Raw genomic sequence first — 23,786 nt, forward strand, 5'->3', positions numbered from 1 at the left:
GTTCGTGCCGTTCTAGCACCCCATTCACGTCGCTTAACCCGTGCCCGGCCCTTTTAGGGCCTTACCCCTGTCGGCTCGTTTGCGCCCAGCAGCTCGACCTGTCCCACGAGGCGTACATCGATACGCGGCCCCGTGTTCCCCTCGACCCAGCCCCGAACTCGAACACGTCGATTTTCCAAGGACTTAAGGGTAATTCCGGCGCTCTCGAACGCCGGTAACGAACGCTTTGAGATAGTCGCCGCAAAGCCGCGTGTCCAGCTTCGTCCGAAGTTGAGGTAGGTCATTGCCCCAGCTTGCCGGACCGACAGGACTTTGCCCTCGACCACCATAAAACGCCCGATCCCTGCCAAAATATCGTCCGGACTTTCCGCGTTTTTTATGGCCGACTGGTCAGCCCAATTGCCCATTTTTTGGCGCCGTGCCGTGGCCTCGGACGCCATCAGGGCGGCCGCACAGTCTTTGTCCGCGATCTCCGCGGAGACGATGGCGTCGCCTTGGGCGAGCAGCATCGCCTGCACCGAGGTATCGGCTTCGCCGATGAAGACCAGCGCGCCCTGGCGGCCGTAGCGGTCGGGCGTGTCGTCGGGGCTGCGCAGCGTCACGTCGCGGCCGGTGAGCAGAGATGCCAGCGCCTGCTTCGTGGTCGCCGTCGGCTCGATGCCGGTCAGGCGGATCTCGCGCCCGTCATCGAGGCGCACGCTGCGCGCATCGACGATGGCAGCGACGCGGCCTTCGCCTTGAGACTCGAACTGGCACGGCGTCGCGAACGCCGTGTTAGCCGCGATGATGAGAAATGCGACGATGAGATGGAGCAGTCGCGTCACGTGGCCCGGATAGGTTGCATTGCGCGGCAATCATAGCCCATGCGTAGTGGGCCGCGAAGAGGCTTCGCCATACTCCGTCATTGCGAGCGTAGCGAAGCAAATCCAGACCGCCTCTGCGGAAAGGCCCTGGATCGCTTCGCTGCGCTCGCAATGACGTGGAAGCATTTGTCCGCTTCTCACCATTCCGTTTTGCGGAAAACATGCGCGGCAATCGTACGCTTGCAGCACCCCGCGCTTGCTGCCCTCTCGCGCATGCGGCATGATTGCGGCAACAGCAATAACTAAGCCGCCATTAGAAGACAGGCGATAAAGGGAGGTCGTATTCGATGAAGACTATTTTGTCCGGCATTTTTGCCGCCGCGTTTGCCCTCAATGCGAGCGCCGCGCAGGCCCAGGACAAGCCGCCACTGAAGATCGGCGGCATCCTCGACATGTCGAGCCTTTATGCAGATATCACGGGCCCCGGCAGCGAGACCGCGGCCAAGATGGCCGTCGAGGATTTTGGCGGCGAGGTGCTGGGGCGCAAGATCCAGGTGCTGGCAGCCGACCATCTCAACAAGGCCGATCTCTCCGCCAACATCGCCCGCGACATGCTCGACAACCAGGGTGTCGAGATGATCTACGACGTCGCGGCCTCGGCGACCGCGCTTGCCGCCGGCGAGATCGCGAAAGCGCGCAACAAGATCATCATGTTCAACGGCCCGGGCTCGATCCGTCTCACCAACGAGGCCTGCGGTCCCTACACCATCCACTACGTGTTCGACACCTACGGCCAGGCCAATGTGACCGGTCTTGCGGCCGTGAAATCGGGCCTCGACAGCTGGTTCTTCCTCACCGCCGACTACGCCTTCGGCCAGGATCTGGAGAAGGACACCAGTGCCGTCGTGACCAAGACCGGCGGCAAGGTGCTTGGCAGCGTGCGCCATCCGCTCAACACGTCGGATTTCTCGTCCTTCCTGCTCCAGGCCCAGGCGTCCAAGGCGAAGGTGATCGGACTCGCAAATGCCGGCGGCGATACCATCAACGCCATCAAGCAGGCGGCGGAGTTCGGCATCACCAAGGGTGGCCAGAAGGTCTCGCCGCTGCTCGCCTTCGTCACCGATATCGACTCGATCGGGCTGGAGACCGCGCAGGGCTTGCTGCTCGCCGAAGCGTTCTATTGGGACCTCAACGACGACACGCGCGCATTCTCGAAGCGTTTCATGGAGCGCACCAAGCGGGTACCGACCTCGGCGCAGGCCGGTGTCTATTCCTCCGTCACGCATTACCTCAAAGCCGTGAAGGCGGCCGGCACGACCGACGCCGCGGCGGTGATCAAGGTGATGAAGGAGACGCCGATCAACGACTTCTTCGCCAAGAATGGCAAGATCCGCGAGGATGGCCGCATGATCCACGATATGTACCTGTTCGAGGTGAAGAAGCCCTCGGAGTCGAAGGGCCGCTGGGACGACTACAAGCTGCTCGCGACCGTGCCCGGCAGCGAGGCGTTCCAGTCGCTCGAGCAGTCGCGCTGCCCGCTGGTGAAGAAATAGAGATCGTCATTGCGAGGAGCCCGCGACAAATTGCGAAGCAATTTTGCGCTGGCGACGAAACAATCCAGACTGTCTCCGCGGAAACATTTCTGGATTGCTTCGCTTCGCTCGCAATGACGGGTGGGCAGATGGCTCGGCTAGACAACAACAAGGGAGGCGCCCCATGAACGACATGGTCCTGCAAAAGCTCGAAGGCGGGCTGCTCACCATCACGATGAACCGCCCGGAGCGGAAGAACGCGCTCAACCCGGAGATGGTCGCCGGCCTGGTCGAGGCGGCGCGTCGCGCGGCGGATGATCCCGAGGTGCGGGCGGTGCTGTTCAAGGGCGCGGGCGGCTCGTTCTGCGTCGGCGGCGACGTCAAGTCGATGGCAGCAGGCCGCGCGCCGCTGCCGTTCGAGCAGAAGCTCGCAAACCTCCGCCGTGGCATGGAGGTCTCGCGCATCCTGCATCAGATGCCGAAGCCCGTCGTGGCGCAGCTCGATGGCGCGGCGGCCGGTGCCGGGCTGTCGATGGCGCTGTCCTGCGACCTGCGCATCGCCAGCGAATCCTGCAAGATCACCACCGCGTTCGCCAAGGTCGGCTTCTCCGGCGACTATGGTGGCACCTATTTCCTGACGCAGCTGCTCGGCAGCGCGCGGGCGCGCGAGCTCTATCTGATGTCGCCGGTGCTCACGGCGAGGGAAGCGCACGCGATCGGCTTGGTGACGAAGGTCGTGCCCGACGCCGAGATTGACACCGCTGCGCACGAGCTCGCGCTGTCGCTGGCGCAAGGGCCCTCGATCGCGCTCGGCTACATCAAGCGCAACATCAACAATGCCGAGCATCTGGCGCTGGAGGATTGCTTCGACGGCGAGGCGATCCACCACACCCGCTGCGGCGACACCGCCGATCACAAGGAGGCCGCAAAAGCCTTCGTCGAGAAGCGCAAGCCCGTCTTCAGGGGCGAGTGACCATGTCGTCCTACATGCGCTTGCGGCAGATCTGCCTGGTCGCGCCGCACCTCGAGCCGGTGATCTCCGACATCGCCCGGATCATGGGTCTGGCCATCTGCTATCGCGACGGTAATGTCGCAAAATACGGCCTGGAGAACGCGCTGCTCCCGGTCGACACGATACTGCTGGAAGTCGTGGCGCCCTTCAAGGACGGCACCACGGCCGGCCGCTTCATCGAGAAGACCGGCGGCCGCGGCGGCTACATGGCGATTTTCTGCTGCGATGATCCGGACGAGCGCGGCCGCAACGCCAACGCGCTCGGCGTGCGCACGGCCAACGTCATCGACCATGCGCCCTATCACGGCGTGCAGCTTCACCCCCGCGACTGCCGCGCCGCCTTCATCGAGTTCAACCACACCGACGGCAGCGACGACATTCTGGGCGCCTATCCGCCGGCGGGACCCGACTGGCAAAAATTCATCCGCACGGATGTGACGGAGGCGCTGACGGCGGTGGAGATGCAGAGCCCGGACCCGCAGGGACTCGCCGAGCATTGGGGGAAGATCATCGGCGTTGCGCCGAGTAGCGGTGCCGAACTGAAGTTGCCGAACGCAACCTTCCGCTTCGTCAAGGGCACCAGCGAGATCATGAGCGCGCTGGAGTTTCGGGTGACTGACACGGCTCAGGTGCTGCATACCGCAAAGGCGAAGGGGCTCGCGGTCGCGGGCAATGAGTTTCTGCTCGGCGGGGTGACGTTCCGGCTTGTGGCTTGAGGGGTCCCCGCCCCACGTGCGAGTTTGCGCACTAGGCGGGGACGACAGGGGAGGCTCTTGCGATGTCAAACTGATACGGCGAGATCCCGCCGCAATCACCTTCCCTTGAAATTCGCCACGCGCCGTTCTTCCGTGGCCTTCACGCCTTCCTTAAAATCCTCCGTCGCGCGCAGGCGCGTCTGCTCGGCGAGCTCGTGATTGGTCGCGGCCATGACGCGGTCGGCGAGGCCATTGCGCATCGTGGCGCGGGTCGAGAGCAGGCCGAGCGGGGAGCATTCGGCGATCTCGCCGGCGAGCTTCATCGCGGCCGCCTTCACTTGGTCCTGCGGCACCAGCTCGTTGGCGAGGCCCCATTTGTAGGCCTCTTCGCCAGTGACGCGGCGGCTGGTGTAGAACATCAGCTCGGCATTGTTCTTGCCGATCAGCTCGGGCAGCGTCACGGTCAGGCCGAAGCCGGGATGAAAGCCGAGTTTTGTGAAATTCGCGGAGAAGCGCGCTTCCGGGCAGGTGACGCGGAAGTCGGCCGACACTGCAAGGCCCAGGCCGCCGCCGATGGCCGCGCCCTGCACGGCCGCGACGATCGGCTTCTTGGCGCGGAAGATGCGTACCGCCTGGATGTAGAGGTGGCTGATCGGCCCGAGATTGTCGGCCGGATCGCCTTTCTTGGCTTGCTCGGCCTCGCGCGCTTCCTGCGCCTGCCGTGCCGGGTCGCCGAAATTGGCGCCGGCGCAGAATGCCTTGCCCTGCGCGGAGAGAACAGAGGCGCGGATCTCGATGTCGCGGTCGAATTCGTCGAGCGCGTCCGCGATCTGGTTGATCAGCGAGATGTCGAAGAAGTTCAGCGGCGGGCGGCGGATCTCGATGGTGCCGACATGCCCGACCTTCTCGACGCCTATATCTTTATACGTGCTCATAGATTGTCTCCAAACAACTCGATACGTCCGTAGCGAAGAACCACCTCTCCCATAGGGAGAGGTCGGCGCGGAGCGCCGGGTGAGGGGTTACGGCCCCTCGTGAGAGCAAAACCCCTCACCCGATTTGCTGACGCAAATCGACCTCTCCCTATGGGAGAGGTGATCGGAGCGCGAGGCTGACAGGTCGCCACGAGCGTTACCGCAAGCCAAGTCCGCGGGCGATGATGCCGCGCAGCACTTCGGTGGTGCCGCCCTGGATCGTGAGTTTCGGCGCGGTCTTGATCGCGAAGTCGAGCTGCCGCTCCAAGGTCTCGCGGTTGGTCGCGGTCTCCTCGACGAAGGCGGCGAGATCGCGCACGCGGTGCGGCAGCTGCTGTTCCCAGACCGTGCCGATGTCCTTGACGATGGACGCCTCGACCACGGGCTCCTTGCCCGCTTCGAGCATGCCGGCGACCGAGACCGACATGCGCCGCATGGTGTGGAGCTGCGCGACCAGGCGCCCGATGCCTTCGGCGCTGCGCGTATCGGGATTGGGCCCGACTGCGCGCACCAGCTCGGTCAGCACGTAGTAGGTTTCGAGGAAACGCTCGGGGCCCGAGCGCTCATAGGCGAGCTCGCTTGTCGCCTGCTTCCAGGCGCCGTCGACCTCGCCGAGAACGTGATCGTCGGGAATGAAGTGATCGGTGAAGACGACCTCGTTGAACTCGTACTGGCCGGTGATCTGGCCGATCGGGTTCACCTTGATACCCGGTTGCTTCATCTTGACCAGGAACTGGGTCAGGCCGTGACGGCGGTTCTCCTTGGTCGGCGGCGAGGTCCGGAAGATCGCGATCATGTAGTCGGCAATGTGTGCCGACGAGGTCCAGATCTTGGTGCCGTTGATGAGATAGCCGCCGTCGATCTTGGTCGCGCGCGTCTTCGCCGCGAACAGGTCGGAGCCGGAGTTCGGCTCGCTCATGCCGATGGCAAAGCAGATCTCGCCGCGGCAGATGCGCGGCAGGATGTCCATCTTGATGTGCTCGGGTGCGTATTTCAGCAGCACCGGGCCGCTCTGGCGGTCGGCGACGAAGAAGCGCCGCGTCGGCGCGTTGGCGACGCGCATCTCCTCGGTCACCACATAACGCTCGAGGAAGGAGCGCTCCTGGCCGCCATACTTTTTTGGCCAGGTCATCCCGAGCCAGCCCTTGGCGCCGACCCGGCGGGAAAATTCCGGCGCGTCGGTGTCTTCGCGGTTGGGCTTGTGCGGATCAAAGGTGCCGGCAGCGATTTCCTCGGCGAGGAAGGCGCGGACTTCCTTGCGCAATTGTTCGCATTTCTCGGGCAGGCGGATCGGATCGAAACGGAGGGCAGCGGTCATTGTTGTCTCGTCCCCTGATCAGCGCGAAGCGACGAGCGGCCACAATTCGTCGGCGCCGCGGTTTGCTATGAGCTTGCCGAGCTCGACGGCCCAGTAGCTCTCCGAGCCGAAATCGTCGCGCCAGGCCAGCGCCCGCAGCGAATAGCGATGCAGGATGTGCTCCATGGTGAAGCCGATCGCGCCATGGACTTGATGCGCGATGCCGCCGCCTTTCTCGGCTGCTTCCGCGCAGCGGATTTTTGCGGAGGCGGCTTCGAGATAGACCTCGTCGTTGAACGATCTTGCATTCGCAATCGCATCGGCGGCCGAGGTCGCAGCCGCGAGCGCTGCGGCCGATTCGCCAGCAAGCCGCGCGAGATTGTGCTGCACTGCCTGGAATTTCGAGATCTTCTTCTCGAAGGCGACGCGTTCGTTGGAATAGCGCACGGAGATGTCGAGCATGGATTCCAGCGCGCCGGCGATCTGGAGGCTACGCGCGACACCGCCCATCAGCATCAGCACGGTTTGGTCAAGGCCCTTCGGGGCGGGCTTGATGGTGATTGGCTGAACCCTGTCGAGCGTGACGGTGTCGCTGTGGTCGTAGCCGACATTGAGGCCGGATTCGATCCGCGCCTTGGTCGCATCGACCAGCGCGATGGAAACACCGTCCTTGCCGTGCGCCAGCACCGCAAAATGCTTTGCCGCCTTTGCGAATGGCACGCCGCGGGCGCGGCCGGAGAGCGAGCCGTCGGCATCGAGGCTGACGCGGTCCTTCGGAGACGCCGGCAGCACCGTCATCTCGCCGTCGGGCGAGGCGATCCTGGCCTGCGCCAGCAGCCAGCCGGCCAGCATGGTCTCGGCCAGCGGAACCGCGACGGCGAAACGGCCGGCGGCGTTCAGCAGCGCAAAGCCGTCGGCGAGGCTTGCGCCGGAGCCGCCGAGATCGTCCGGCACCCAGGACAGCGGCAGGCCGGCTTCGCTTAGCGCCTGCCATAGCGGCGCCTGCCACGTATTCTTTTTGTCGTTGTTGATTTCTTGCGGATCGGCGAGATCGGCGAAGATTTTCTCCGCGGTCTCGACGACGATATTGTCACTCTCCGCCACAGCGTTCCCCGTGTCTTGCCATTGGCGCGGGCCGGCGCGCAGGTTCTTCTTGCGCCCGATGATCGGAAAAAGCCATGGCCCTGACAAGCGTTGATCGCAGGTCAACCTGCGGCGCGGGCATGGGCGCAAGGATCAATAAGAGGCTAATTCCGCTTAGCGGAGTTTGCTCGATTTGCAGGGCGCGGCAAACTCGCTAAAGAGGACGCCGAGATCAGAGACAGGGGAAGGAATCGGGATGGCAAAGGATAGCTTGTGCGCAATCGTGACGGGGTCTGCCTCAGGCCTTGGCGCAGCAACCGCGGAAATTCTGGCACGGAGCGGGGCGCGGCTCGTCATCAACTATGCGTCGAGCCAGAAGGAGGCCGAGGCGACGGCTGAGCTCTGCCGCAAGGCCGGCGCCGCGGAAGTCCTGGTCGCGCAGGGCGACGTTTCAAAGGATGAGGATTGCCGCAAGATCGTCGCTGCCGCTGCGCCTTGGGGCCGGCTCGATATCCTCGTCAACAATGCCGGCACCACCAAGCACGTAGCTCACGCCGATCTCGACGGATTGTCGGCGGAAGATTTCCAGCGGGTCTACGGCGTCAACACCATCGGCCCGTTCCAGATGGTGCGCGCGGCGCGCAGCCTGCTGGAAGCCGCTGCGAAGGCTTCGGGGCGTCCATCGGCAGTGGTCAACGTGTCCTCGGTCGCCGGCATCAGTGGCGTCGGCTCGTCGATCGCCTACTCTGCGAGCAAGGGCGCGCTGAATACGATGACGCTGTCGCTGTCGCGCGCGCTCGCGCCGCTGATCCGCGTCAACACGGTCTGCCCCGGTTACATCGACACGCCCTGGTTCACCAAGGGCCGCGGCGAGGCGGGCGCCAAGCAGGTGCGCGACAGCGTGGTGGCGAAGGTGCCGCTCAAGGTTGCCTCATCCGCCGAAGACATCGCGCAGCTCGTCTGCTTCCTGGCGATGCCGGCCTCCAGCAACATGACCGGCGAGGTCGTGCGCATGGATGCGGGGATGCATTTGATTACGTGACTGGTCATTGCGAGCGAAGCGAAGCAATCCAGAATCCCTCAACGGAAATAACCTGGATTGCTTCGTCGCAAGGGCTCCTCGCAATGACGGAGTGTGAGGAGACGGTGTGCCTCAATCCACAGATTAAGCCGTCACCCCTTGATCACGCCGCTGGCCACCAGCCGGTGCCAGATGAACAGCACCACCACGGCGCCGATCGTCGCTGTGATGAAGCCGGCGCCCTGGTCGGGGCTGTAATGGCCGATGGCCTGGCCGACGAAGGTCGCCAGAAAGGCGCCGGCGATGCCGAGGATAGTGGTGAGGATGAAGCCGCTCGGATTGTTCGGTCCCGGCGCAAGCCAGCGCGCAATGAGGCCGGCGACGAAGCCGACGACGATGATCCACAACAGGCCGCCCATGCTCATGAGTGTGCTCCCCTTCCCGAGACTGCCATCAGATTCGCCGCGAGAGTTCGTTCTCAGTCGGCAGCCGTCCGTCCGGCGTCAGATGATCGATCACCTGCGGCAGATATTGGCTGAGACCGGAGAGCAGCTCCTCGCGTGACAGGCCGCTCTGGGCGGACAGGCTGTCGATCTGGTCGGCGCCGAGTGCGCTGGCGAGGTCGCCCGGCGCGATCGGCTTGTTCTCGCCCTTGCCGACCCAGGAATTCGCGGTGTCGCCGTGACCGCTCTGCTGCAGCTGGTTGAGGAGATCGCCGAGCCCGCCGCTGAGCACTGTGCCGGCCGCGCCGCCCGCGAGCAGGCCGCCGAGGCCGCCCTTCAGTATATCGCTCAGACCGCCACCCGCACCCGCGTTCACCGGCGGAGGCGCGGGCGACGGTGACGGTTGCGGCGCCGAGCCGGACTGGTTGGCCGTGAAATGCTTGAACGCCTTCCAGGCGAGTAAGCCGAGCAGCGCCATAGTCATTGGCGACATGCCGCCGGAGGATTGCTCGGAGCTGGGCGTGCTTGGGCCGCGCGGGCCGTTCTGCATGCCGTTGAGGACGTCAAGTAGACCCATGGTACTCTCCTTTGGCGTTCTCGTTCGGCGAGTGCTCGCCGCTGACTGCCCCCGGGGCGAAAACATATGGGGCACTCATGACGGTTACAAGGCACCTGCGACGCGATGGGCAGCTGGCCTCACCTCTGCTATCGAAGGCCGGTCATTCAGGGAGCGAGCTCAGTGGTTACGGATCGACCGATCGTGGTGGCCGGCGCCGGCGCCATCGGCTGTTTCGTCGGCGGCATGCTGGCCGTTGCCGGCCGCCGTGTCGCGCTGCTGGTGCGGCCGCGGGTGAAGACCGAGATCGAGCGATTCGGCCTGCGGCTTACCAATTTCGACGGCTCCGAGAAGAGCCTCGGCGCGGGGCAGCTCGCGTTGTCGGAGGATCCTGCGATCTTCCACAGCGCCGGCATCGTGCTGGTGACGGTGAAGAGCGCCGACACCGCCGATATCGCGGACCAGATTGCGCAGCATGCGCCGCAGGATGCGGTCATCGTCTCGCTCCAGAACGGCATCGGCAATGTCGCGGTGTTGCGCGAACGCCTCGACAGCCGGCGCGTGCTCGCCGGCATGGTGCCATTCAACGTGGTCGCGATGGGCGAGGGGCGCTTCCACCGCTCGAGCTCCGGTGACATCCATGTCGGTGAAGACGAGGCGAACACCGCCGGGGCGCTCTCGGTGCCCGGTCTTGCGGTGCGCGCCAGCGGTGACATCACCGGCGTGCAATGGGGCAAGCTGATCATCAATCTGAACAATGCGCTCAGCGCGCTGTCCGACATGCCGCTTGCCGCACAACTGGCGAATCGCGACTGGCGAAGATTGTTCGCCGACCAGATGGCGGAAGGGCTGGCTGCGCTGAACACCGCCGGCATCGCGCCGGTCTCGTCGACGCCGATCCCGATGAAGTGGACGCCGACGTTGCTGCGGCTGCCTGACATGATCTTCAACGCGATCCTCGGGCGAACCATGAAGATCGATCCCGAGGCGCGCTCCTCGATGTGGCAGGATCTGAAGCAGGGCCGTAAAACCGAGATCGACCATCTCCAGGGTGCGGTCATCGCGCTCGCCGAGCAAAACGGCGTGAACGTGCCGCTGATGCGCCGCATTGTTGCGCTGATCAAGGAAGCCGAGGCGGCCGGCAACGGCCCGCCGCGGCTGACGCCGCAGCAGATCCGGGGGGTGGCGTGAGTGCGAAGGAGGAACGCCATGAAGCGTTGTCTGATGATCGGGGTCGCGCTGGCCGCGCTCTGCGGCGCATCGACGCTCGCCTATGCGAGGCCACCGACGGTCGTGAACTCTCCCGGCTATGACAGGCGGTTGCAGGAGAGCAGGTCGCAATTGAGTGGTTCGATTGCGGATCCCGCGAGTGCGCCGGCGGTCAAGCCGAAGCGCGGCAAGAAGAAGCACACGAACTGAGGATTGGAAGCGGAGCTCCATCCACCTCGTCATTGCGAGCGCAGCGAAGATTCCATGGGGAGTGGATAGCGACCGGGTCTGAGGCCAGACTGAGGTTGCTGAAAGCACTCAACCTGGAGACAACGATGTTGCTCGATCATCTTTCCGACGGACTGGCCGCTATCCGGACGCAGATTGGCGCAATTTTTGTGTCATTGGAACTGAGCCGTTCGACATGGCTGGTTACATCGCTGTCGCCCGGCAAGGGCGAGAAGATGTCCAAACACAGCGTGAAGGCCGGCGCTATTGCGGAGCTTTTGAAGCTCTTTGCAGCGCTGAAGCGTAAGGCCCAGGCGCGAACGGGCGAGAGTTATCCGATCATCACCATCCAGGAGGCGGGGCTGGATGGGTTCTGGCTTCACCGCACTCTGCAGTCGGAGGGCGTCGAGAGCTACGTGGTCGATCCGGCCTCGATCGCGACGCCGCGCCGACGCCGGCGGGCCAAGACGGACCGGTTGGACGGCGAGACGCTGTTGCGGTCGCTTCTGGCCTACAAGCGCGGCGAGCCACGGGTCTGCGCGATGGTCGTTGCCCCCTCTCCGGAAGAAGAGGACCGCCGCAGGCTTTGCCGGGAGCGGCGGACCTTGATCGCGGAGCGGATCGTGCATGTGAACCGGATCAAGGGTGTTCTGTTTGCGCAAGGGATATTCGACTACGTGCCGCTGCGGCGCGATCGACGGACGCGGCTCGAGGCCTTGCGCACGGGGACGGGCGGCTGCTGCCGGCGCATTTGAAGGCGCAGATCAGCCGCGAGCTCGACCGGCTCGAACTTCTGCTCGACCAGATCGCGGCGGTAGAGCGCGAGCAGGATGCATTGCTGGCTGCAAGCCGACCAGCAGGCGAGAAGGCTGCATCGAACCCGGTCGCGATGCTGCTCGACTTGAAGGGCCTGGGCCCGAACTTTGCTGCCATTCTCTGGTCGGAGGCCTTCCACCGTCAGTTCACCAACCGCCGCCAGGTTGCGTCCTATGCCGGTCTTGCGGCCACGCCATGGCGCAGTGGCGGCATTGAGCGTGAGCAGGGCGTGTCGAAGGCCGGCAATCCGCGCCTGAGAACCACGATGATCCAGCTCGCCTGGCTGTGGATACGTCACCAGCCTCAATCGGCTCTGACCCAGTGGTTCAAGGCCAACAGCCAGCGCGGCCGCAAGCGCACAATCGTGGCGCTGGCGCGCAAGCTGCTCGTGGCCCTGTGGAAATACGTGACCGCCGGCGTCGTGATCGAGGGAGCCGTGGTGAAGCCCGGCGCCTGACACCACGCCTCTCAGCCTCAAAACCAATCCGCCGAGGTTGATCAGCCTCGGCCGATCCGGGTGGACGAACCGATGGATTGCATGGCTTCAAACGCCGTAACGAAGAAGGGTCTCGTCCTCTCGAGCCTGCCCGCCGCAAGCGGAATGTTGGTGCAGTTGCCACCGCGCAACGACCGAATGTGAGTTTGATCTGGCATGCAAACCAGATTGCCAAAACCGGCTCGACCCTTGGATCGCCAACCATAGGAGTAGTTCACGCCGCACTTCCCGACCTAACGAGCCTGAAGGCGTGCTCGCTCAGGTCAAGACCAAGCCGCTTCGCGGCGGCCCTCACGGGCCGGTCTTGACCTGATCTGCGCGCGCCATCCGAAAAGTTCCGCGGTCGGGACGAAGAGCTGGCCTGCAATCGAACAAAGAGCTGACCATAAATCTTGACACATCAAATCCCCATGTGAGCAATCCAGGATCTTTCCCGAGAGACTCTGGATTTGCTTCGCTGCGCTCGCAATGACGCCTGTCGTGAGCTCACCCCTTCTTTGCGGGCTTGCTCGGTGTCGGGTTGAACAGCTTCTTCAGATCGTTCAGGCTTTCCGATAGCCGCGGCCATTCGCAGGAGAACGAGCCCTTGGTGCAGGGCGCACTCTTTGGCCTCGCGCCTACAGCCTGCTGAACCTTGGGCCGCTCGACCGGGATCGGCACGCGCTCGACTTCGGTTCGCAGCGCGACCTGCTGAAGCTGCTGCACCTGTTGTTCTTGCTGCTCGCGCTGCTGCCGCGCGGTGGCTTGGGCCGCTTCATTGCTGCGGCGCTGGTTGGCAAGATAGGCGGTGTAGGCTTCGTCGATCTTCTTCTGCTCCTCCGGAGTCGGGTTCGGCCCAGCGATGTCGAAGGTGCGATCCTGGAGGAAGTCGTAGTAGGAATAGCCGCCGCCCGGCTTGCGGCGGCCGGCGAACTTGGCGTTGCAATCGGCGAGCGCAGCTGTCTTCTCGGTCTTGGTTGCGGCCTTTTCGGCGGCGTCGGCGCATTCCTCGAAATCGACCGGCGCACGTTTCCACCATTGCGCCTCGGCATGCGCATGCATCAGCAGGTAAAACCCTGTTGCGGCAACGACAAGCAGCGCTGCACGACGCGATGTAACGACGGCCGACATTCTACGAGAGCATTCCCTACAAGACTCAACTCGAACTGAGTCGAGCCGGATTTTTGCCCCTTTATCGCCGCCTTGTCACCCATGGAACCCGGGAATTTCATGGCTGGGATGCTGACATTTTGTGCTTGACGTGGCGTGGGAGTCACAGCGCTGCGCCGGCAGGCTGTTACACTTGCGTTGCGAACGCCTCACTCCCCGCGGCGACGCCAAGAAAACGAAGTGGAAACGCCTGATGCTGCTCCCCCTGTCCGATGTGCCGCGCTGGTACGCCGAGCGCAAACCGCAAGGCACGATCGCTATCCGTCATGGGCAGGACACGCTGACATGGGACGAGCTCGAGCGTCGCGCCAACCGGCGCGCGCGGGCATTCGCGGCCAAGGGTGTCAAGCCTGGCGATTTCGTCGCGATCGGTTTGCCCAACGGCAACGCGTTCTTCGAGACCTCCTTTGCGGTATGGAAGTGCGGGGCGACGCCGACCTCGCTGTCATGGCGGCTGCCGCGCGGCGAAGCCGCCGCGGTGCTCGACATTCTCAAACCTGCACTGGTGGTCGGCGGCGAGGCCGATTGGAATACACCGAACCGTCTGCCTGCGGACTTTGTGCCGGAAGGCTTTTCGGACGAGCCGCTCAATCCGCCGGTGGCGCGCTACTGGAAGGCCATGACCTCAGGTGGCTCGACCGGCCGTCCCAAGGTGATCCTCGATCACCATCCAGCGGTGATCGACACCGTCGCCGCGCCGCCGCTCAACATTCCCTTCGGCGTCTCGCTGCTCAATCCCGGCCCGCTCTATCACAATGCGCCGTTCATCGTGTCGCACTATGCGCTGTTCGCCGGCGGCAAGCTCACCGGCCTCACCAAATTCGATGCCGAGGAGACGCTGCGCCAGATCGAGCACGAACGCGTGCAATGGGTCAATTTCGTGCCGACCATGATGCACCGAATCTGGGCGCTGCCGGAGAGCCTGCGCAACTCATACGACCTATCGAGCCTGCAGACGGTCTTCCATATGGCGGCGCCGATGCCGCCGTGGCTGAAGGAGAACTGGATCGCCTGGCTCGGACCTGAACGGATCTGGGAGCTGTATGGCGGCACCGAGCGCCAGGGCGCCTGCATCATCTCCGGCACCGAGTGGCAGACGCACAAGGGCTCGGTCGGCAAGATCGGCGACATGGCAAAGCTTCGCATCATCGGCGAGGACGGCAACGATGTCGCGCCGGGCGAGACCGGCGAGATCTACTTCCTCAACAATGACGGCAAGGATGCCACCTATCACTACCTCGGGGCCGAGCCGAAGCGTCGCGCCGATGGCTGGGAATCGCTTGGCGATATCGGCCGGCTGGACGCGGAAGGCTATCTCTATCTCGGCGACCGCCTCGCCGACATGGTGCTGCGCGGCGGCGCCAACATCTATCCGGCCGAGGTCGAGGCCGCGGTGTCCGAGGCTCCCGGCGTGCGCTCGTGCGTCGTGGTGGGCCTTCCCGATCCGGAATTGGGCCAGCGTGTGCATGCGATCATCGAGCCGGAGCCCGATGTCGACGGCCAGGCCATTGCTGACGGCATGGCAGATTTCCTCAAGGACCGGCTCAGCCGTTACAAGCATCCTGAGAGCTTCGAATTCGTCAGTGCCCCGCCGCGCGATGATTCCGGAAAAGTTCGCCGCACGCTGTTGCGCGATGAGCGCGCGGCGTGGATGAAGGAGGGGCGCGCCTTCCGGATTTTGCCGAAGGCGCGGGCGCACGCCGAATAAGACAAATACGGAAGGACTGACATGACGATCACCATCGCAGCGAGCAGCGTGCCGAAGCCGTCGGCCGATATCATCGAAGGTTTCAGGCACTCGCCGACCTCGGTGATCTCAGACAATCTCGCCCGGCTGCCGGGAGCAGTGGGGCTAAGGCCCTATCACCGCGGCGGCAAGCTGGTGGGGACGGCCTTCACCGTGCGCACGCGACCCGGCGACAATCTTGCCATCCATCGCGCGCTGGACCTGGTGGGTCCCGGCGACGTCATCGTGGTCGACGGTGGCGGCGACGAGACGCGCGCGCTGGTCGGCGAGATCATGAAGAACATCGCGCAGTGGCGCAAAGCCGAAGGCTATGTCATCGACGGCGCGATCCGCGACGTCGCGGCGTTCGCCGCCGATGACTTTCCCTGCTACGCCCGCGCCGTGATCCATCGCGGCCCCTACAAGAACGGCCCCGGCGAGATCAACGTGCCTGTTACGGTCGGCGGCAGCGTGATTGCGCCCGGCGATATCGTGGTTGGCGACGAGGACGGCGTGGTGTCGTTTCCCGCCGCGGGAGCAGCGGCGCTGCTCGAAGCGGTGCGCGCCCAGGTCGCGCGCGAGGAGGAGACCATGAAGGCGATCCGCGAGGGGCGCTATCAGGGCTCCTACGGCAAGGCCTGATCGAGGCGGGTCCTAACTCAGGCAATGGCTGAGGCGATTGAAAGCCGAGGTCGGCCATTGCTACTTTCTAAAGTGATTTCACGAGTCCTGTTTCGGCCGAACTTGTCTCATGCTTTTGATACTGGATTATTTTAGATGATAGGGAAATACGCGTTCGCCCTGCCTAGTGTTATCTTTTTGTTGGCCTCTGGAAACAACGAGGTTGGCCCTCGGGAAATGCGCGAGGCCAACAGCAATGATTCCCTCCCGCCGTTCGTCACTGTCGCTTCAACAGGTTCAGTACGGCGAATGACGGAAGAGGCGTACGCAAAGGCAAATGGTCTGTCTCCGAGTGAGGTAGGAAAGCGCTTTGCAGCGAGTGGAGCCCTGCGGTGCCCGGGCGGAGTTAGCAGCGCTCAAGTAACCGGAGCGCGCGACGTGATCACGACGGCGGCTCACGCGTTTCGGGATCTTTGCAAACCACATACGTTACCCGAGAAGTGCATCTTCGAGTACTATTCGGAAACGGAGAGGCGGATCATTCCTTTGTCGCCGGCCCTATGGATGGGCACCTGCGCCGATGCTGCCCCGAGAGCGGCCGTCAACGATTGGGCTATCGCAAAACTCGTGTTTCCCGCGGAAGTGACGCCTTACGAGATCTACGAACGGACGGAAATTCTGGCCGAGCTGGAGCATGTTCTGGCGGTCGTCGGTTATGATATCGAAGCCACGGGAAAGAAGGACAAGTACGGGCAGTTCAACAAGACGATGCAGGAGTGTCAGGTGCGCGCCGTCATGGACTGGGCGATATTCCAAACGAACTGCGAGTTTGAAGTTGGGGCGTCCGGTAGCGCCCTGTTTCGCATGCGCGACAATCGAATGACGCTGTTTGGCGTTCTGAGTGGCGACCATCACGATAAAGATTATTGTCCGAAAGGCGGCTGCGACTTCAAGGCTGGGCGTTGGTCCAGCGTGTACGTGACCCTGAAGGGGGAGTTCAAAGATCGGCTTCTGACTGTCGTGAGCCAGTCTGCCGCAAAATAAACGTAGAGGGGAGAATGCCGTGAGCCAGAAGGACGAATTCCACAACATCGATAATCCTAACGACGGCCTCTTCCGCGAGCTTGCCGCGGGCGTGACGACGCGCATCTTCTCCGGCGAGCAGGCGATGCTGTCGGTTGTGACGCTGGCGCCGCATGCGCAAGGCACGCTGCACCATCACCCCGAGGAGCAATGGGGCGTGCTGCTCGACGGCTCGGCCATTCGCGTCCAGGGTGACGAGGAAATCCCGGTGAAGAAGGGCGATCTCTGGCGCACGCCCGGCAACGTGCCGCACACCATGCGCGCCGGCCCCGAGGGCGCCCGCGTGCTGGACATCTTCAGTCCGCCGCGGCCAGAATACAAAAAGGCAGGGTCGGGCTTCGGAACGACCTAGCGCTCAAAAGCAAAAAAGCAAAGCGCTACACACAAAGGGAGGGGACCATGACGATCACACGACGGGCGCTGCTGGCCGCGCCCGCCATCCTCGCGATGGCACCGGCGAGCGCGCAGGTCTCGAAAATCACGCTGGTAGTACCGTTTCCGCCGGGCGGATCAACCGACGCCATGGCGCGGCTGCTGCAGAGCAATTTGCAGACCAAGCTCAATCGCATCGTCGTGGTCGAGAACAAATCCGGCGCGGCCGGCGCGCTCGGTGCGGCGCAGGTTGCGAAGAGCCCGGCGGACGGCTCGACCTTCCTGGTGACGTTCGATTCCCATGCGGTGATTCCGTCGATCCTCGACAAGCCGCCGGTCGATGTCGAGCGCGAGCTGATGCCGGTGTTGCTGATCGGCACCGCGCCTTACGTGATCGCCGCAGGTGCCGGTCGCCCTTACAAGAGCTTTGCCGATGTGGTGGCGGCCTGCAAGGCGACGCCCGGCGCGGTGAAATATGCATCGGTCGGCATCGGCACGCTCGGCCATCTCGCCATGACCGTGCTCGGCAGCAAGGCCGGCGTCGAGATCATGCACGTGCCCTATCGCGGCGGCGGCCCGGCGATGAACGACGTGCTCGGCGGCCATGTCGATCTCATCGCGGGATCGGCGGCGCTGGTCGCCGCCCAGCTCGGCACCAACATGCTGCGCCCGATCCTGCAGCTCGGCCGCGAGCGGCTGCCGGCCCTGCCGGATACGCCGACCGCAATCGAGGCCGGCTTTCCCGATTTCGAGACGCTGGCATGGTGGGGCATTTTCGCGCCGACCGGCACGCCTCCCGATGTCGTCGCGGCCATGGCGACAGCATCCAGGGAGATCCTGAGCGAGCCCGCGACCGCCGCCCAGCTCAAGGACACCCAGCACATGACGCTGCGGCTTGAGGACGGCGCCGCGTTCAAGACCTTCTTCGACAAGCAGGTCGCCTATTGGGGCAAGGTGGTGAAGGACAATAATATCAGGGCGTAAAAGGCCTCTGCCCGGGATTGCCATCCCGGGTCCGGTGGCAGGTCCGGTGCGCTCGCGCGGGCCTGAGCGTCAGAGCATCTTGCCAACGATCTTTGTCATATCCGCTGCCGAAAACGCGCGCAGCGTCTCGGTGCGGACATTGCCGAGTGCGCTGAGACTAAGGCTGAGCGACATCGCGGCAGCCTCATCTGGAGCCTCAAGAACGGTCACAACGTCATATCGTCCCTGCGTCCAGACGATTTCTTTCACAGTCACGCCGAACGTTTTGGCCATCTCCCTGAAGGCGTCGGCCCGCTTCGGCGAGTCCTTGACGCTGCGGACTCCCTGATCCGTGAAGTTCCCCAGCACAACATAGGTTACCATGGTCGTCCTCCCTGGTTAGAAGTTGAGGAACGCGTGCCGAGCTTGCCACGGCGGGCAAGAGAGCGCTACTTGCGCGTTGGAACGTCAGCAGATGCGACTTATCCGGTCATGACAACGGCCGCGCAAAACTGAGCTCATGGCCGTCGGGGTCAGTGAGATGGAAGTAGCGCTCGTCCCATTCCGCATCGCGCGGTGTGGTCGACGGCTGCCATCCTGCAGCGCGCGCCTGCTCATAGGTGGCGTCGACGTCGGCGACATAGAAAGTGACGCGGCCCCACCAGGACCAGTGCTTGTCGTCCGGCTGCGCCGTCAGGTTGAGATAGCCGCTGCCGGCGCGAAAGCTCGTGAATGCCGCGGCTTCGCCGCCATACAGCAGCTCGAACCCGAGCGAGCGGTAGAAATGCACGGCACGTGCCATGTCATGGGTGCCGAGCGTGATGGCGCTGATGCTCTCGATCATGTGGGCTGCTCCGCCAAGAGGGACCTCGGCGCATTGTACGGCCGCCTTGCTCAGCTTGCAGTTGATCTGGCCCGCCTTGCGGCTGGCGAACCGCATCCTGCTCTGCTATGAGGAGGCCGAACCCGCACCTTTCGGGTTCCGCGGTCCCGTAGCTCAGCCGGATAGAGCGGCGGTTTCCTAAACCGTAGGTCGGAAGTTCGAGTCTTCCCGGGATCGCCAATCTCATCTTCCCCCATATCGCTTATTAGGTCGAGATCCGCGCAAAGCGCTTGCGATATTCGGCGGGTGTCACGCCGACATGGCGGGCGAACGCGCGGCGCAACGTGTCCGCGTCCGCAAAACCGCAATGCAGGGCCACTTGCTTGGGCGCTTCGTTTCCAAGCTCCAGCAGGCGTCTCGCGGCGTTGACGCGGGCCTCCTCGACCCAGGTTGCGGGGGTGGTTCCGATTTCGGCACGGAACAGCCGCGCAAAATGACGCGGGCTGATGTCCATGCGTGCCGCGAGGCTCGCGACGCTGTGGTCCAGTCCAGGATTGGCGGCGACCCAGCGCTGCAGTTCCTGCAGCGCTGCGCGGCCGGCGGGGACAGTCTCGCCCTTGCGGCTGAACTGCATTTGTCCGCCCGGCCGCTTGAAGAACATGACCAGCTGGCTCGCAACCTTCATCGCCGTCTCGCGCCCGAGATCCTCCTCGACGAGAGCGAGCGCAAGATCGAGTCCCGCGGTCACGCCGGCGGCCGTGCGAAGCTTGCCGTCGGTGACGTAGATCGCGTCCTTGTCCACGGTGACTGACGGAAATTTTTCGGCAAGCCGGTCGGCGACTGCCCAGTGCGTCGTGACTCGCCTGCCGTCGAGGAGTCCCGCCGCTGCAAGGAAGAACGCGCCGCTGCAAACCGATCCGAAGCGCCGGGTCCTGGTCGCCCGCCGGCGGAGCCAATCGATCACGACGCCGTCTGCCGGCATATCGGCGGCGTGCGGGCATCCGGCGATCAGCAATGTGTCGATGCTCTCCTGGAAGCCGCGATCGATGATCCGGTCCGGCATCAGCCGCACGCCTGAAGAGCTGCGGATCGGGCCTGGCTCCGCCCCCGCCACACAAAGCACATAGGCCTGATGGCCTGCCTGCAGGTTGGCCTCGGCGAAAACGTCGAGCGGTCCGGCCACGTCGAGAAGCTGCACCCCGGGCAGCGCCACGATCACAACGGTTCTCGGTCTTGGCTTCCCACTCATGTCCGCCTCGGTCGGTATTTGTCCGTTTTAGACGTGTTACGTCAATTGAAGACAGAATAGCCCGGATTTAGCTTGCGGGCCACCAAAGATTTCAGGAGACTCTCATGCCACAGATTGTCAAAGCCGCCGCCATCCCCGACAGCAAGCTTGCGCGCGCCATCACCGACTACATCCGCGATACCGAGACGGACCTGCTCTTCAATCATTCCAGCCGCGTCTATCATTTCGGCGCGCTGGCCGGCATCCGCCGCGGGCTGAAGTTCGACCGCGAACTGCTTTATGCCGGCGCGATGTTTCATGATGTCGGCCTGATGCCGAGCCATGGCAGCAAGCACGAGCGGTTCGAGGTCGACGGCGCGCACGCCGCGCGCGATTTCCTGCGCAGCTACGGCGTCTCTGAAGCTGACGCGTACACGGTCTGGACCGCGATCGCTCTGCACACCACGCCCGGCGTGCCGCAGCACATGCATCCCGTCGTCGCGCTGGTGACGGCGGGTGTCGAGATGGACGTCCTCGGACTTACCTACACAGACTATTCCGACGAGGAACGCGAGGCGGTTGTGAAGGCGTTTCCGCGAACGCCGCACTTCAAGGAGGACATCATCCAGGCGTTCTACGACGGCATCAAGCACAGGCCGGATACCACCTTCGGCAACGTCAAGGCCGATGTCATCGCCGACAAGGAACCGCATTTTCATCGCGGCAACTTTTGCAGCGTTATCCGCGGCTCGCGTTGGCACGGCTGAGCGGGCGCTCGGCGCTGCAGCGCGGCCCTGCCGCCTCTCTCCCCAAATCACCGATCAGGAGTCATCACATGAGCGACAAGCCACCCTATCTCACGCACGCGAACGGCGCTCCCGTCAGCGACAATCTGAACATCATGACCGCTGGGCGCCGTGGCCCCGCTCTTCTCCAGGACATCTGGTTGATCGAGAAGCTGGCTCATTTCGACCGCGAAGTGATCCCCGAGCGGCGGATGCATGCCAAGGGATCGGGTGCCTACGGCACCTTCACCGTAACCCATGACATCACCCGCTATACCAAGGCGAAGATTTTCTCACAGATCGGAAAGCAGACGCCCATGTTCGCACGGTTCTCGACCGTCGCTGGTGAACGCGGGGCGGCCGACGCCGAGCGTGACATTCGTGGCTTTGCGCTCAAGTTCTACACCGAGGAAGGTAACTGGGACATGGTAGGCAACAACACCCCGGTGTTCTTCTTTCGCGATCCCCTGCGCTTCCCAGACCTCAATCACGCGATCAAGCGTGACCCGCGAACCGGCATGCGCAGCGCCGACAACAATTGGGATTTCTGGACGCTGCTCCCGGAGGCGCTGCATCAGGTCACCATCCTCATGAGTGAGCGCGGCATTCCGAAGAGCTATCGTCATATGCACGGGTTCGGCAGCCACACCTATAGCTTCGTCAACGCTGCCGATGAACGGACCTGGGTTAAGTTTCACTTCCGCACACAGCAGGGCATCGAGAACCTGACGGACGCTGAGGCCGAAGCGCTCGTCGGCAAGGACCGGGAGTCTCATCAACGCGATTTGTTCGGCAGCATCGAGCGCGGTGAATTTCCGCGCTGGACTCTGTTCGTGCAGGTCATGACCGATGAAGAAGCCAAAGCGTTTCCGTTCAACCCGTTCGATCTGACCAAGGTCTGGCCCAAGGCGAATTTTCCGCTGATCGAGGTCGGTTTTGTCGAACTGAACCGCAATCCGGAGAACGTCTTTGCCGAGGTCGAGCAGGCGTCCTTCTCGCCCGCCCACGTCGTGCCCGGCATCGGTTTCTCGCCTGACAAAATGCTGCAGGCGCGCCTGTTCTCATACGGCGATGCGGCGCGCTATCGCCTTGGCGTCAACCATCATTTGATACCGGTAAATGCTCCGAAATGTCCGTATCACAGCTACCATCGCGATGGTGCCATGCGAACGGATGGCAATCTTGGGCGGACCCCGACCTATTTCCCGAACAGCCACGGCGAGTGGACCGATCAGCCGGATCTCAACGAGCCTCCGCTGGACGTTGACGGCGCGGCCGCCCATTGGGATCACCGTGTCGATGACGACCACTATCAACAGCCCGGCGACTTGTTCCGCAAGATGAACGCGGCGCAGCGGCAGATCCTGTTCGACAATACGGCACGCAGCGTCGGCGCTGCGGCGGTCCATATCCAGGAGCGGCACATCGCGAACTGCACGAAAGCCGATCCTGCCTATGGCGCCGGCGTCCGCAAAGCGCTGGAGCGCCTCGCCACGGTCCGCTCCGCGTAGGCCGCTTCGAGACGATCCGGGAGGAGAGGGCTTGCGGCACCGCGAGCCGGAAGCGCAACTCCTCCTGGGATCGACCGCCATTTTATCATGGGCATCGTTCCCATTTGCCAGGGGCTCCGGCGCAAAAATTGCTAGAAGTGTAAGGCTTTCCTTCTTTCGGCTGACTGCCGGTCGGCCGCTTCACCGCGACATCCGGAGACCATAATGCCTTTTGACTTGATCCTGCGTGGCGGGCGGGTCCTTGACCCCTCGCAGAAGCTCGATGCCGTGACGGATGTCGCATTTTCGGACGGCAAGGTCGCGGCGATCGGCAGCGGGCTCAAGGCCGATCCGGGCACCGATGTGCGCGATGTCTCACGGTTCATCGTCACGCCGGGGCTGATCGATCTCCATACCCACGTTTACTGGGGCGGCACCTCGCTCGGCATCGATGCCGAGGAATTCTGCCGCACCTCAGGCGTCACCACCTCCGTCGACACCGGCAGTGCGGGTCCCGGTAACTTCGCGGGCTTCCGCAAGCATGTGATCGAGCCGAGCCAGGTCCGCATCCTCGCTTATTTGCACGTCTCGCATGCCGGCATCTTCGGCTTCTCGCACCGGATCATGGTCGGCGAGAGCGAGGAGCTGCGGCTGATGAATCCGATCGAGGCGGCCAAGGTGGCCGATGCCAATCGCGACCTCATCGTCGGCATCAAGGTGCGCGTCGGCTTGCATTCCTCGGGCACCTCGGGCGCGGTGCCGCTCGACATCGCGCTCGAGGTCGCGGACGAGGTCGGCATGCCCCTGATGGCGCATATCGACCATCCGCCGCCGAGCTATGAGGACGTGCTCGCCCGCCTACGTCCCGGCGACGTGCTGACCCATGCGTTCCGCCCCTTTCCCAACACGCCCGCGACCGCGCAAGGCACGGTGAAGAAGGCGGTGCTGGACGCGCGCGAGCGCGGCGTGCTTTTCGACATCGGCCACGGCAAGGGCTCGTTCGCCTTCAAGACCGCGCGCGCCATGCTCGCCAACGGCTTCTATCCCGACACCATCTCCTCCGATATCCATCAGCTCTGCATCGACGGCCCGGCCTATGACCAGGTCACGACCATGTCGAAGTTCCTGTGTATGGGCATGGAGCTGCCGGATGTGATTGCGGCCTCGACGGTGAACGCGGCGATGGCGCTGCGACGCCCCGAGCTCGGCAGCCTCAAACCGGGCAGCGTCGGCGACGCCACGCTGATTTCGGTGAGACAAGGCCAGTTCGACTATGAAGACGTCGTCGGCGAGCACCTGACGGGGAATCGCAAGATCGTGTCCGAAGGCGTCGTCATCGGCGGCCGCTGGTGGCATCCGAATTGACCGGTGCTCACGGATC

24 protein-coding genes, 1 tRNA gene and 1 pseudogene are annotated in these 23,786 nt (G+C 63.8%); 16 read left to right on the top strand and 10 right to left on the bottom strand.

Annotated features, from left to right (window positions below):
• Positions 1-53: 53 nt before the first annotated feature.
• A complete protein-coding gene (locus P6U29_RS03730; RefSeq protein WP_407116366.1) occupies positions 54-854 on the bottom strand; it encodes a thermonuclease family protein in 801 nt (266 codons plus the stop codon).
• A 296-nt stretch (positions 855-1,150) separates the two neighbouring features.
• Between P6U29_RS03730 and P6U29_RS03735 the strand changes: the two genes are divergently transcribed.
• The 3 genes from P6U29_RS03735 to P6U29_RS03745 all read left to right on the top strand — a co-directional run bounded on the left by P6U29_RS03735 (position 1,151) and on the right by P6U29_RS03745 (position 4,063).
• Positions 1,151-2,356, top strand: coding sequence for an ABC transporter substrate-binding protein (locus tag P6U29_RS03735; protein ID WP_407116367.1), 1,206 nt, complete (start codon positions 1,151-1,153; stop codon positions 2,354-2,356).
• Between the two features lie 163 nt (positions 2,357-2,519).
• Positions 2,520-3,308 (top strand): enoyl-CoA hydratase, encoded by a 789-nt coding sequence (locus P6U29_RS03740; protein WP_407116368.1) that lies wholly within the window; start codon positions 2,520-2,522, stop codon positions 3,306-3,308.
• Positions 3,309-3,310: 2 nt separating this feature from the next.
• Entirely contained in the window at positions 3,311-4,063 is a 753-nt protein-coding gene (locus P6U29_RS03745) for a hypothetical protein (protein ID WP_407116369.1), read from the top strand.
• A 95-nt stretch (positions 4,064-4,158) separates the two neighbouring features.
• Here P6U29_RS03745 and P6U29_RS03750 read toward each other — a convergent pair whose 3' ends face one another.
• The 3 genes from P6U29_RS03750 to P6U29_RS03760 all read right to left on the bottom strand — a co-directional run bounded on the left by P6U29_RS03750 (position 4,159) and on the right by P6U29_RS03760 (position 7,417).
• Positions 4,159-4,977: an enoyl-CoA hydratase/isomerase family protein gene (locus tag P6U29_RS03750; RefSeq protein ID WP_407116370.1), complete on the bottom strand. Its 819-nt coding sequence runs from the start codon at positions 4,975-4,977 to the stop codon at positions 4,159-4,161.
• Between the two features lie 196 nt (positions 4,978-5,173).
• The gene (locus P6U29_RS03755) at positions 5,174-6,334 is read right to left on the bottom strand and encodes an acyl-CoA dehydrogenase family protein (RefSeq protein WP_407116371.1); all 1,161 of its coding nucleotides are present in this window, start codon (positions 6,332-6,334) and stop codon (positions 5,174-5,176) included.
• 18 nt (positions 6,335-6,352) lie between these two features.
• The gene (locus tag P6U29_RS03760) at positions 6,353-7,417 is read right to left on the bottom strand and encodes an acyl-CoA dehydrogenase family protein (RefSeq protein ID WP_407119595.1); all 1,065 of its coding nucleotides are present in this window, start codon (positions 7,415-7,417) and stop codon (positions 6,353-6,355) included.
• A 235-nt stretch (positions 7,418-7,652) separates the two neighbouring features.
• Between P6U29_RS03760 and P6U29_RS03765 the strand changes: the two genes are divergently transcribed.
• A complete protein-coding gene (locus tag P6U29_RS03765; protein ID WP_407116372.1) occupies positions 7,653-8,438 on the top strand; it encodes an SDR family NAD(P)-dependent oxidoreductase in 786 nt (261 codons plus the stop codon).
• Between the two features lie 131 nt (positions 8,439-8,569).
• Here P6U29_RS03765 and P6U29_RS03770 read toward each other — a convergent pair whose 3' ends face one another.
• Positions 8,570-8,842: a GlsB/YeaQ/YmgE family stress response membrane protein gene (locus P6U29_RS03770; RefSeq protein ID WP_174221543.1), complete on the bottom strand. Its 273-nt coding sequence runs from the start codon at positions 8,840-8,842 to the stop codon at positions 8,570-8,572.
• 28 nt (positions 8,843-8,870) lie between these two features.
• Entirely contained in the window at positions 8,871-9,437 is a 567-nt protein-coding gene (locus tag P6U29_RS03775) for a YidB family protein (RefSeq protein WP_407116373.1), read from the bottom strand.
• Between the two features lie 162 nt (positions 9,438-9,599).
• Between P6U29_RS03775 and P6U29_RS03780 the strand changes: the two genes are divergently transcribed.
• The 3 genes and pseudogenes from P6U29_RS03780 (at position 9,600) to P6U29_RS03790 (ending at position 12,126) form a co-directional block, all read left to right on the top strand.
• Positions 9,600-10,607 (top strand): 2-dehydropantoate 2-reductase, encoded by a 1,008-nt coding sequence (locus P6U29_RS03780; RefSeq protein WP_407116374.1) that lies wholly within the window; start codon positions 9,600-9,602, stop codon positions 10,605-10,607.
• 18 nt (positions 10,608-10,625) lie between these two features.
• Positions 10,626-10,835, top strand: coding sequence for a hypothetical protein (locus tag P6U29_RS03785; protein ID WP_407116375.1), 210 nt, complete (start codon positions 10,626-10,628; stop codon positions 10,833-10,835).
• Between the two features lie 125 nt (positions 10,836-10,960).
• Positions 10,961-12,126: pseudogene (locus P6U29_RS03790) on the top strand (IS110 family transposase).
• Positions 12,127-12,651: 525 nt separating this feature from the next.
• Here P6U29_RS03790 and P6U29_RS03795 read toward each other — a convergent pair.
• A complete protein-coding gene (locus P6U29_RS03795) occupies positions 12,652-13,275 on the bottom strand; it encodes a hypothetical protein (RefSeq protein ID WP_407116376.1) in 624 nt (207 codons plus the stop codon).
• 232 nt (positions 13,276-13,507) lie between these two features.
• Between P6U29_RS03795 and P6U29_RS03800 the strand changes: the two genes are divergently transcribed.
• From P6U29_RS03800 to P6U29_RS03820, 5 genes are all read left to right on the top strand, one after another.
• Entirely contained in the window at positions 13,508-15,022 is a 1,515-nt protein-coding gene (locus P6U29_RS03800; protein WP_407116377.1) for an AMP-binding protein, read from the top strand.
• A 21-nt stretch (positions 15,023-15,043) separates the two neighbouring features.
• The gene (locus P6U29_RS03805) at positions 15,044-15,682 is read left to right on the top strand and encodes an RraA family protein (RefSeq protein WP_407116378.1); all 639 of its coding nucleotides are present in this window, start codon (positions 15,044-15,046) and stop codon (positions 15,680-15,682) included.
• Positions 15,683-16,099: 417 nt separating this feature from the next.
• On the top strand, positions 16,100-16,705 hold the full coding sequence (locus P6U29_RS03810; RefSeq protein ID WP_407116379.1) for a hypothetical protein: 606 nt from the start codon (positions 16,100-16,102) through the stop codon (positions 16,703-16,705).
• Between the two features lie 19 nt (positions 16,706-16,724).
• The gene (locus P6U29_RS03815; protein WP_407116380.1) at positions 16,725-17,096 is read left to right on the top strand and encodes a cupin domain-containing protein; all 372 of its coding nucleotides are present in this window, start codon (positions 16,725-16,727) and stop codon (positions 17,094-17,096) included.
• 47 nt (positions 17,097-17,143) lie between these two features.
• A complete protein-coding gene (locus P6U29_RS03820; RefSeq protein ID WP_407116381.1) occupies positions 17,144-18,100 on the top strand; it encodes a tripartite tricarboxylate transporter substrate-binding protein in 957 nt (318 codons plus the stop codon).
• Between the two features lie 69 nt (positions 18,101-18,169).
• Here the strand turns inward: P6U29_RS03820 and P6U29_RS03825 are convergent, their stop codons facing one another.
• Complete coding sequence (locus P6U29_RS03825) at positions 18,170-18,463, bottom strand: GYD domain-containing protein (protein WP_407116382.1); 294 nt, start codon at positions 18,461-18,463, stop codon at positions 18,170-18,172.
• Positions 18,464-18,569: 106 nt separating this feature from the next.
• Positions 18,570-18,923, bottom strand: coding sequence for a VOC family protein (locus P6U29_RS03830; RefSeq protein ID WP_407119596.1), 354 nt, complete (start codon positions 18,921-18,923; stop codon positions 18,570-18,572).
• A 142-nt stretch (positions 18,924-19,065) separates the two neighbouring features.
• On the opposite strand from P6U29_RS03830, the gene P6U29_RS03835 reads away from it, so the two are divergent.
• Positions 19,066-19,142 (top strand) — tRNA-Arg (locus P6U29_RS03835).
• 25 nt (positions 19,143-19,167) lie between these two features.
• Here the strand turns inward: P6U29_RS03835 and P6U29_RS03840 are convergent.
• The gene (locus P6U29_RS03840) at positions 19,168-20,151 is read right to left on the bottom strand and encodes a GlxA family transcriptional regulator (RefSeq protein ID WP_407116383.1); all 984 of its coding nucleotides are present in this window, start codon (positions 20,149-20,151) and stop codon (positions 19,168-19,170) included.
• A 104-nt stretch (positions 20,152-20,255) separates the two neighbouring features.
• On the opposite strand from P6U29_RS03840, the gene P6U29_RS03845 reads away from it, so the two are divergent.
• The 3 genes from P6U29_RS03845 (at position 20,256) to P6U29_RS03855 (ending at position 23,770) form a co-directional block, all read left to right on the top strand.
• The gene (locus tag P6U29_RS03845; protein ID WP_407116384.1) at positions 20,256-20,897 is read left to right on the top strand and encodes an HD domain-containing protein; all 642 of its coding nucleotides are present in this window, start codon (positions 20,256-20,258) and stop codon (positions 20,895-20,897) included.
• Positions 20,898-20,965: 68 nt separating this feature from the next.
• Positions 20,966-22,426 (top strand): catalase, encoded by a 1,461-nt coding sequence (locus tag P6U29_RS03850; protein WP_407116385.1) that lies wholly within the window; start codon positions 20,966-20,968, stop codon positions 22,424-22,426.
• 204 nt (positions 22,427-22,630) lie between these two features.
• A complete protein-coding gene (locus P6U29_RS03855; RefSeq protein ID WP_407116386.1) occupies positions 22,631-23,770 on the top strand; it encodes an amidohydrolase/deacetylase family metallohydrolase in 1,140 nt (379 codons plus the stop codon).
• The last annotated feature ends 16 nt before the right edge of the window (positions 23,771-23,786 follow it).

This window comes from Bradyrhizobium sp. LMG 9283, from assembly GCF_045571415.1.
GTDB lineage: Bacteria > Pseudomonadota > Alphaproteobacteria > Rhizobiales > Xanthobacteraceae > Bradyrhizobium.

Bases quoted from the DNA above. Each gene is read 5' to 3' on its own strand.
- P6U29_RS03735 (WP_407116367.1), top strand. From the start codon at position 1,151: ATGAAGACTATTTTGTCCGGCATTTTTGCCGCCGCGTTTGCCCTCAAT.
- P6U29_RS03745 (WP_407116369.1), top strand. From the start codon at position 3,311: ATGTCGTCCTACATGCGCTTGCGGCAGATCTGCCTGGTCGCGCCGCAC.
- P6U29_RS03820 (WP_407116381.1), top strand. From the start codon at position 17,144: ATGACGATCACACGACGGGCGCTGCTGGCCGCGCCCGCCATCCTCGCG.
- P6U29_RS03850 (WP_407116385.1), top strand. From the start codon at position 20,966: ATGAGCGACAAGCCACCCTATCTCACGCACGCGAACGGCGCTCCCGTC.
- P6U29_RS03785 (WP_407116375.1), top strand. From the start codon at position 10,626: ATGAAGCGTTGTCTGATGATCGGGGTCGCGCTGGCCGCGCTCTGCGGC.
- P6U29_RS03840 (WP_407116383.1), bottom strand. From the start codon at position 20,151: ATGAGTGGGAAGCCAAGACCGAGAACCGTTGTGATCGTGGCGCTGCCC.
- P6U29_RS03805 (WP_407116378.1), top strand. From the start codon at position 15,044: ATGACGATCACCATCGCAGCGAGCAGCGTGCCGAAGCCGTCGGCCGAT.
- P6U29_RS03845 (WP_407116384.1), top strand. From the start codon at position 20,256: ATGCCACAGATTGTCAAAGCCGCCGCCATCCCCGACAGCAAGCTTGCG.
- P6U29_RS03755 (WP_407116371.1), bottom strand. From the start codon at position 6,334: ATGACCGCTGCCCTCCGTTTCGATCCGATCCGCCTGCCCGAGAAATGC.
- P6U29_RS03750 (WP_407116370.1), bottom strand. From the start codon at position 4,977: ATGAGCACGTATAAAGATATAGGCGTCGAGAAGGTCGGGCATGTCGGC.
- P6U29_RS03825 (WP_407116382.1), bottom strand. From the start codon at position 18,463: ATGGTAACCTATGTTGTGCTGGGGAACTTCACGGATCAGGGAGTCCGC.
- P6U29_RS03795 (WP_407116376.1), bottom strand. From the start codon at position 13,275: ATGTCGGCCGTCGTTACATCGCGTCGTGCAGCGCTGCTTGTCGTTGCC.
- P6U29_RS03800 (WP_407116377.1), top strand. From the start codon at position 13,508: ATGCTGCTCCCCCTGTCCGATGTGCCGCGCTGGTACGCCGAGCGCAAA.
- P6U29_RS03740 (WP_407116368.1), top strand. From the start codon at position 2,520: ATGAACGACATGGTCCTGCAAAAGCTCGAAGGCGGGCTGCTCACCATC.
- P6U29_RS03830 (WP_407119596.1), bottom strand. From the start codon at position 18,923: ATGATCGAGAGCATCAGCGCCATCACGCTCGGCACCCATGACATGGCA.
- P6U29_RS03765 (WP_407116372.1), top strand. From the start codon at position 7,653: ATGGCAAAGGATAGCTTGTGCGCAATCGTGACGGGGTCTGCCTCAGGC.
- P6U29_RS03855 (WP_407116386.1), top strand. From the start codon at position 22,631: ATGCCTTTTGACTTGATCCTGCGTGGCGGGCGGGTCCTTGACCCCTCG.
- P6U29_RS03775 (WP_407116373.1), bottom strand. From the start codon at position 9,437: ATGGGTCTACTTGACGTCCTCAACGGCATGCAGAACGGCCCGCGCGGC.
- P6U29_RS03770 (WP_174221543.1), bottom strand. From the start codon at position 8,842: ATGAGCATGGGCGGCCTGTTGTGGATCATCGTCGTCGGCTTCGTCGCC.